Genomic DNA, 7,890 nt, shown 5'->3' with positions numbered 1-7,890 from the left:
TTGCAATCCAACTCGCTGTGGAAGCGTTGACTGAACTCTATAATCTCCTGACCTCGAAAAATATCCATTTCTTGCATTTTTAACAGTATAAATATATGCAATTATATGGACACCTCTATAATCTTAATTCACTTATAGGACCCGAAGAATGAACTGCTTCAATCAAATAAAGCCAATTCCTTTTTTGTGAATAGGCAATAACATCAGGCAGTTCTTCATGTGAAATTTCAAAGAAGTTGAGTTCTTCAAGTCTTTTATTTTCTAAATATAAATACTTGTCAGAGGTGTCACCCACATAAAGTACTTCTCCACCGTGTCCATATCTCGGTAAAAAGTCTTCGATAATCGCTTTCTGTAAATCATTGTGTTCGCCTGCTGAAAAAGTAAGCTTTCCACCTGAAGGAAGTGAAACATTGACTTTTGCTATCTCTCTTTCTCTTTTTAGTTTTTTACTTAATGGCTCAATATTTTTCAGTTTTTCGGAAACTAATTTTTCCCAATCTTTTCTGCCGTACTCTCTAATAAGTTCAGCATAAGTCGGATTAATTGAATATCCACGAGTTGAGTCGTTTGTTGCTGAATTTGGGCTTGATTGCAAAACGACTTCCGCAACGGTAAGTAGTTTCAAGTCTTTTCTGCGAATATCATCATAAGAACCTGAACTTATGTTTTCTCCAAAATGATTGTTAACGTAAATAATTATATCCCTAGTTTTGAGGGCATATCCACTATTCAGGTCTTTTGCATTTCTTATATCTTCAACTTTTCTAATATCACCACTTGCTAAAAATGCAATTGCCATTTTCTCCAATCTGCGAGGTGTGGCATCTAATGGGATTCCAAAAGTGTCAAGGATATAAAGTATAGTATTTATCAGTTCCTGAACTTGTTGAGTTTTTGCGCTAAAGGTTTTTGATTTATCGGGACTGATATACTGTTTCATTCTCAAATAATTTGAATTGTGAGTTTTCTGTTAAAATATATTGTGCATTGCTTTTACCTGTCAGATGGTTTTTGATATTTAAAGCTAAATGATACGCAAAGTTAGGAGCTACCGCATTTCCTATTTGATTATATTGATTGGTTTCTGTGCCTGAAAATTCAAACCAATCTGGAAAGCTTTGAAGTCTAGCGGCTTCACGAACAGTAATTCTTCTTCTTCTTCCGTCTTGTAATCGAACCCTGTGCATATCGCCTGTTGCACCTGCTAGATTCCTACAAGTCAAGGTTCTTGCAGGTCTATCCATATATAAATCCCTCGGGTTAATACATTTTGATGCTTTTTCGTAATTAGCTACATATCTATCCATTGATTCAGTAAAGAATTTCGATTTTTCGTCAAATTGAAAAGCAAGTTCATCAAGAGCTTGTCCCGCTGTAACTTTGCGATTAACTTTTTTAGGAAGGTTAATTTTCTGTTTAGAACCTAATACAATCACCCGTTCTCTATTTTGTGGCACTTCATAATTTACTGCATTTAAAAGTGCATAGTTTATATAATATCCTAATTTTTCAAGTTCCTCAATTACCTCTTTTAAATACCACTTGTTTTTATAAAGTATCCCTCTAACATTTTCAAAAAGAAGTACTTCAGGGTCTAATTGTCGAATGGCAGATAAAAATATAGGGAACCCGTCTCTAGAGTCCTCTAGTCCAAGCTGTTTACCCCCTACGCTAAACGGTTGACAAGGTGGACCACCAATTACTAAATCAGCTTTGGGATACACCGATTCAGGTGACAATTTTTCATTAAAGCATTCACCAATTAAATTCTTATTATAAGTATTGCTAGCGGGTCCGTCCATTTCATACCCAATAGTTTTAAAACCATTAGCTTCAAAACCAAGGGAAAGTCCACCACACCCTGCAAATAGGTCAACTACTTTTTTATTTAAATCAGTATCAACCCAAGGTATAAGTTTCTTATTTATTTCCTCCCAATATTTCATTCTTCAAAGTTAGGGATTTAAGATGAAATTTCAGCTACCTGCATTAGGCACAACGTTTGACAATATGAAACGGTTGGGTTTTCGGGCTGCATACTTGTCCACCAACAAGAAAGCTGAATCGAGAACAAAACGCTCACAAACCACTGAACCCCAACTGTTTTATATTGTGTGTTGTGCCATCGTGCATTTATATATTCTTAATTTCCTTTTACTATGTTATCTAATTCAGTTAGCTACACGATACCTTTTTAACTATAGTCATTCTCGAATAAATTGTCCAATAAATTTATTTTCCATTCCATTGCCCCATCCATTTCCATGATCACTAATCATTGAAGACATTGTGTTTCCACCGATTTTATGTTCTCCATAACATAATAGTGAAAGTATTTTTGCCGGTCTTAAATGTTTACTTCCCCAGGCCAAGGGAGTATCTCCATTAGAATCCCTTTTTTCTTTATCTGCACCACGTTCTAATAACAATCTTATCGTTTCCTCATCAGCATAAGCAGCAGCACGGTGTAAAGGTGTTTCTCCACACGTTTTTACATCCCTCATAAATGAACCTGTTTCCATATTGGGATTTGTGGAGATGTTCACATCAGCGCCTGATTCAAGAAGTAATCGAACTACATTGTAATAATATGGCCTTCCTGCTTTGCTAAGCGCACAATGCAAAGGAGATTCACTATTGCTTGGATGTTGATGGTTTACATTTGCACCCCTGTTGATGAGAAAATCACAAGTTTTCCAATGTCCAAAAAATGCCGCATCACATAAGTCATTGTTTAGATTTAATGACTTTACGACTAGCCCTTCTTTTTCAACTAATCTGAGGGCAGTTACATCGTCATAGAAAATTAACCACTGAAACAGACTGGGCTCATCTGAGATAATAAGTTCTTTCCAATTAGGTAAAGTCAGCAGTTCAAGTACTGCATCGGTTCGCCCACTTGNCATCGTCATAGAAAATTAACCACTGAAACAGACTGGGCTCATCTGAGATAATAAGTTCTTTCCAATTAGGTAAAGTCAGCAGTTCAAGTACTGCATCGGTTCGCCCACTTGCTATTCGTATAGAGATTTCTTGGCTATTCATGTTTCAAGTGTGTTAATTAAAATAAAATAAGTTTTATCAGTATTATGTTAAAGGTACAATTTTATGGCGGATGGTGTCATTGCATGTGGCACAACGGTCTCGTATAAGAGCAGTAGCGGAGCTAAACACCTGCCTTTTCGGAAAACAAGATACTAAATTATAATCAATAGCGGTTCGAGTTTACACCCGAACCGCTATTGCTTTTATACATTGTTGGCAACTGGCTTTCTATAACTTTATAAGATATGTAGTTATTGATTTTATCAAAGAACCTTTTGCTCCTATAAATTTGTAAAAGTTAGAAAATGCATATTTTTCTCCGTTCTGTATCTTTATTAATCCATTTGTTGCACCCTCTTTACCGTGTGATAAAATTTGTAGAAGCGTTAACTCTGCCGTTTTTTTTATTTTTTCTAACTCTTGCACAAAGTTTTCTTTTCCTTCTATTTTTTTATCACCAACAATATCCCAAATGATTGTATCTGATACACTTTCCTTTAGAAACTTTATATTTTGTTCAGCTACTGCAATATTAAATTCTTTAAGGAAAGCCATTTTAGGCGAGTTACCACAATCTGCTTTTACGTTTATTATTGCCATATATCAACTTTGTATTAAATTTTTTCTACTGGAATACAAAATTCAATTGTAAGTATTTCATTTTTTGGTGGTTCTGGATAATTTTGATACGGAATTTTATCAATAGGATGATACCCAATTGAAGGAATTCCTTCCCCATATATCCAATTCCAAGCCTGTCCGATTTCTTGAGGTTTAAGCTTAAATCTCGCTATGTAATATTTACCTGAAGAAATTATAGTTTTTCCAATTTCACCATTTACTTCGGTTTTTGCTGGAATAGTAATACAAACACTCATTCGTTGTTTGTCCTCTGGTGTTACATCAGGGTCATCGTGATGAATTACTATTGATTCGGGATTATGTTTTAATAAGTCACTTTTGCCCGCCCAATCAAATAATTGACTGAAAAGTTTTTCATAAACGCCTGCACTTTGCTTATACGAGCCAACGTGTTTAACATAAGCAATAGTTTTTTCGGGCATTGATTTAATGTTTGCTTCTACTAATTGTTCCATTTTATTATATTTTTTAAGTTCAGAACAAAAGTATTTGGCTTTGAAAAAAATTGTTTGACTAATATTGCTCTTTTGCATTTTCTGCTTTCTAAATGCAGTTGGTGAGGTTTTAAAATGAGAAGCAAATTGACGTGAAAAAACGGATAAGTTATTAAAACCACTTTCATAGGCGATTTCAGTTATCGTTAGATTTGGTTTTAATCTTAATAAGATGTTTGCTCTCTCTAATTTTATTCTTTGAATAAATTCAAAAGGAGTTTCACCAATCATTGCATTAAATACTCTGGAAAAATGAAATTTTGAGAAATTAGAGGTTTTTGCTAAATCGTCAAGATTAAACTCTGATTCAATGTTTTCGTCTATGTAGTCGAATACTTTATTAAGTCGCTCTAAATAGTGATTTCTATTTTTATCATTAGTACTCATTTAAATTGAAATGTTTGTTTCAGCTTGTTGCCAACTTATTTATTTATGCACCTTTGGTGCACATATCCAACCGTTTTCGGGTGGATATCTGCACTTTTGGTATTGTTTTTTTAAAGGTCATCAAATGGACTTTTTACTTTTTGGAGACTTTTCTGACTCACATGGGTATAGATTTCAGTCGTTTTGCTTGAACTATGCCCCAATAACTCCTGAATAAACCTGAGATCTGTTCCGCTTTCCAGAAGATGGGTGGCGTAGCTGTGTCTTAGCCAATGAAGAGTCACCGGCTTCTTGATCCTGGCTTTACTCAATGCGGTTTTCAATACTTTTTGCAAACTTCCTTCACTATAGGCTGTATTCTTTTTACTCCCTTCAAATAAATAGCTTCCCGGCTTTTCCATTAGGTAATACGCTCTGAGCATCCCGATGATTTTATCACTGATCGGTACCATCCTGTCCTTCGCACCTTTCCCTTTATTGATTCTTAACATTCCTCTTTTTGAATCTACATCTTCTAGTTTGAGGCTCAACAGCTCACTTCTCCTTAGTCCACAGGCATAGATGAGACTGAGCATTGTCCGATGCTTTACATTTTTGTGCGCTTGGAGTATATCTTTCACCTCTTCTTTGCTGAGTACATGGGGAAGCTGTTTGGGTTTTTTGGGTCTTTCGATCTCTATTGGTTCGAGCTTGCGTTTTTGTTTGTTCGAAAAATACAGCTTTACCGCATTGATCACCTGAGATTGAAGGCTAACTGAATATTTTCTCCTAAGGATATAATTTTGGTGGAAATTTTCCAAATCCTCAGTGCTGATTTCTTCAGGCTTTTTGTTTTCCGTATAGCGGAAAAATAGGCTAAGGCTCTGGCTGTAGGTTTTTACTGTGGATTCGGCATAGCGTCTGTTCTGCATCCAGGCTATAAACTTTTTGATTTCTTGGTCTAAGTCGGGTGCCAATTCAGGCAGGTTTGCAGGTAATTGTCCTGCTTTTATTTTTTTGAAACCGGAATAATCTATCCATGCTTTGCCTTTCAATAAGATGAGAAGTTCTTCCACAATGCCTTCCGAATAGGGGAGCGACCAAGCTCTTCGTTCGGGGTTCCATTTTGCCATTGACAGGGTTTTTACCAACTCTATAAGCTCTTGATCATAATCGAATTGGAGCAATACCACAGCTTTCTTCTTCCAGATTGTAGATGTGGCAAAAATTGTTTTCATGGTCAAAAAAATGAAATGAAAATGAAAGTTAAGAAAAATTGATAGAATGCCTAATTTCATCTATTGAAGCCTTCGGAAGGGGCGAGTGTCAGCTTCTCCACGGCAAAGTGAGCAATTGAATTCTTTCTTTTCCCAAGTTGTTTTTTCTGATTATGAACCTGAATTACTCAAATCGGGTTTCCCTGACTTAACATACTATTTCATGGCTAGAACAGCAGAGCGTAAGGTCACCATGGGGCAGGTCTTTAAGACCATTATTTGGCCCCGAAGAAAGCATTTATTTTTAGGACTATTTTTGATCATTATCTCTCGTCTGGCAAGTCTGGTACTGCCGGGAGCGAGTAAAATCCTGATAGATGAGGTAATTCCCTCCAATGATCTGACTATGCTTAAGTGGCTGATCGGAGGCGTGGTGTTGGCGATTGTGGTACAGTCGGTCACATCTTACGCACTTACACAGATACTTAGCGTAGAGGCTCAAAATCTGATTTCCAAGCTAAGATCTCAAGTTCAGGCACATATTATTAAGCTGCCGATTCGATTTTTTGACAATGCCAAAACGGGGGAACTGGTATCCAGAATCATGACGGATGTAGAGGGCGTTAGGAACTTAGTCGGAACCGGATTCGCACAGATGGTAGGAGGGGTCTTGACGGCTGTTATATCACTTTTTCTTCTGATAAGTATCAGCCCGATGATGACACTTTATGTGCTGCTTCCAGTGGTCATTTTTGGTTTAGTTTCTCTTAAAGCCTTTGGCAAAATCCGGCCTATTTTTCGCGAGCGTGGCAAAATCAATGCACAGGTCACCGGAAGATTGACAGAGACTCTCGGAGGGATCAGAGTCATCAAAGGTTTCAATGCCGAGCAGCAGGAGATAAATACCTTTGCAAGAGGTGTGGATGAGCTTTTTCAGAATGTAAAAGCCAGCCTTACTGCCACAAGTTTTGTGACTTCTATGGGAGCGTTGCTCCTGGGACTAGCTTCTGCCGGAATCATGGGAATGGGTGGCTATATGATCATGCAGGGGGAGATGACCTTTGGAGATTTTCTGGCTTTCACGCTTTACCTGGGTTTTATGATCGCCCCGATCGTACAGATGTCAAATATAGGAAGTCAACTTACGGAAGCTTTTGCAGGTCTTGATCGAACGGAGGAAATCATGAATACTCCGCTGGAGGCTGATGACCGCATGAGAACTTTGACCTTAAAGGAATTCCGAGGAGATATTGCTTTCGAAAAGGTGTCATTTGCCTACGAGGAGAATAAAGAGGTGATCAAAGGTGTAAGTTTTGATGCACCGGCAGGCTCAGTGACGGCATTGGTGGGAACATCAGGATCAGGAAAAACAACAATCGCTGGCCTAGCAGCCACTTTTTTGAACCCACATTCGGGTAAAATCACCTTGGATGGATATGATCTCCAGACGGTGACGTTGGAGTCATTTCGCGCTAGGCTAGGGGTGGTGCTACAGGACGATTTTCTATTTGAAGGTACAATCCGGGAGAATATTCTGTTTCCTCGACCAGATGCCAGTACGGAAGATTTGCAAAAAGCAGTAGTTGCTGCACACGTGCAAGAGTTTACTGATCGATTTGAGGATGGTCTGGATACGTTGATCGGTGAAAGAGGAGTGAAGTTGTCTGGGGGCCAAAGACAGCGTATAGCGATTGCCAGAGCGATCTTGGCAGACCCGAGAATTCTGATTCTTGATGAGGCTACTTCAAATCTGGATACCGAGTCTGAGACTTTTATTCAGGCAAGTTTGAAGGAATTGATGAAAGGCAGGACGACATTTGTGATTGCCCACAGACTGAGTACCATCCGCCAGGCAGATCAGATCTTGGTGGTAGAAAAAGGTAATATCGTAGAGCGCGGAAAGCATGATGAGTTGATTGCGTTGGAAGGAAGATACTATCAGTTGTACACGTATCAGTCGAGGATTTAAAAAAGACGGAAGACGGAAGACAGGAGACGGAAGACGGAAGACAGAAGACGGAAGACAGGAGACGGAAGACAGAAGACGGAAGACGGAAGACAGAAGACGGAAGACAGGAGACGGAAGACAGAAGACGGAAGACAGGAGACGGAAGACGGAAGAC

Annotated in this window: 7 protein-coding genes and 1 pseudogene; 2 read left to right on the top strand and 6 right to left on the bottom strand. The window is 38.3% G+C overall.

Features of this window, described 5'->3' with window-relative positions:
- Positions 1–115 precede the first annotated feature (115 nt).
- The 6 genes from U3A58_RS21405 to xerA all read right to left on the bottom strand — a co-directional run bounded on the left by U3A58_RS21405 (position 116) and on the right by xerA (position 5,788).
- Entirely contained in the window at positions 116–943 is an 828-nt protein-coding gene (locus U3A58_RS21405; protein WP_323826438.1) for a BsuBI/PstI family type II restriction endonuclease, read from the bottom strand.
- Entirely contained in the window at positions 918–1,949 is a 1,032-nt protein-coding gene (locus U3A58_RS21400) for a DNA cytosine methyltransferase (protein WP_323826437.1), read from the bottom strand. The genes U3A58_RS21405 and U3A58_RS21400 overlap by 26 nt, the downstream gene beginning before the upstream one ends.
- A gap of 258 nt (positions 1,950–2,207) precedes the next feature.
- Positions 2,208–2,909 (bottom strand): ankyrin repeat domain-containing protein, encoded by a 702-nt coding sequence (locus U3A58_RS21395; RefSeq protein ID WP_323826436.1) that lies wholly within the window; start codon positions 2,907–2,909, stop codon positions 2,208–2,210.
- Positions 2,910–3,276: 367 nt separating this feature from the next.
- Entirely contained in the window at positions 3,277–3,648 is a 372-nt protein-coding gene (locus U3A58_RS21390) for a nuclear transport factor 2 family protein (RefSeq protein ID WP_323826435.1), read from the bottom strand.
- A 14-nt stretch (positions 3,649–3,662) separates the two neighbouring features.
- On the bottom strand, positions 3,663–4,571 hold the full coding sequence (locus U3A58_RS21385) for an AraC family transcriptional regulator (protein ID WP_323826434.1): 909 nt from the start codon (positions 4,569–4,571) through the stop codon (positions 3,663–3,665).
- Between the two features lie 110 nt (positions 4,572–4,681).
- Positions 4,682–5,788: a site-specific tyrosine recombinase/integron integrase gene (gene xerA / locus U3A58_RS21380; protein WP_323826433.1), complete on the bottom strand. Its 1,107-nt coding sequence runs from the start codon at positions 5,786–5,788 to the stop codon at positions 4,682–4,684.
- Between the two features lie 202 nt (positions 5,789–5,990).
- Between xerA and U3A58_RS21375 the strand changes: the two genes are divergently transcribed.
- Together U3A58_RS21375 and U3A58_RS21370 are read left to right on the top strand one after the other, a co-directional pair.
- Complete coding sequence (locus tag U3A58_RS21375; protein WP_323826432.1) at positions 5,991–7,736, top strand: ABC transporter ATP-binding protein; 1,746 nt, start codon at positions 5,991–5,993, stop codon at positions 7,734–7,736.
- Positions 7,684–7,890, top strand: a pseudogene (locus tag U3A58_RS21370) (hypothetical protein); the annotation flags it as partial. The gene U3A58_RS21375 and the pseudogene U3A58_RS21370, both read left to right, overlap by 53 nt.

Source organism: Algoriphagus persicinus (genome assembly GCF_035156415.1).
In the GTDB taxonomy this organism is placed as follows: domain Bacteria; phylum Bacteroidota; class Bacteroidia; order Cytophagales; family Cyclobacteriaceae; genus Algoriphagus; species Algoriphagus persicinus.
The sequence above is the reverse complement of the archived record's forward strand: the minus strand, read 5'-3'. Positions and strand labels throughout refer to the sequence as shown.

What these genes read in the sequence shown, in the direction of transcription:
- U3A58_RS21385 (WP_323826434.1), bottom strand. Translation starts at nt 4,571, where the DNA reads ATGAGTACTAATGATAAAAATAGAAATCACTATTTAGAGCGACTTAAT.
- xerA (WP_323826433.1), bottom strand. Translation starts at nt 5,788, where the DNA reads ATGAAAACAATTTTTGCCACATCTACAATCTGGAAGAAGAAAGCTGTG.
- U3A58_RS21375 (WP_323826432.1), top strand. Translation starts at nt 5,991, where the DNA reads ATGGCTAGAACAGCAGAGCGTAAGGTCACCATGGGGCAGGTCTTTAAG.
- U3A58_RS21390 (WP_323826435.1), bottom strand. Translation starts at nt 3,648, where the DNA reads ATGGCAATAATAAACGTAAAAGCAGATTGTGGTAACTCGCCTAAAATG.
- U3A58_RS21400 (WP_323826437.1), bottom strand. Translation starts at nt 1,949, where the DNA reads ATGAAATATTGGGAGGAAATAAATAAGAAACTTATACCTTGGGTTGAT.
- U3A58_RS21405 (WP_323826438.1), bottom strand. Translation starts at nt 943, where the DNA reads ATGAAACAGTATATCAGTCCCGATAAATCAAAAACCTTTAGCGCAAAA.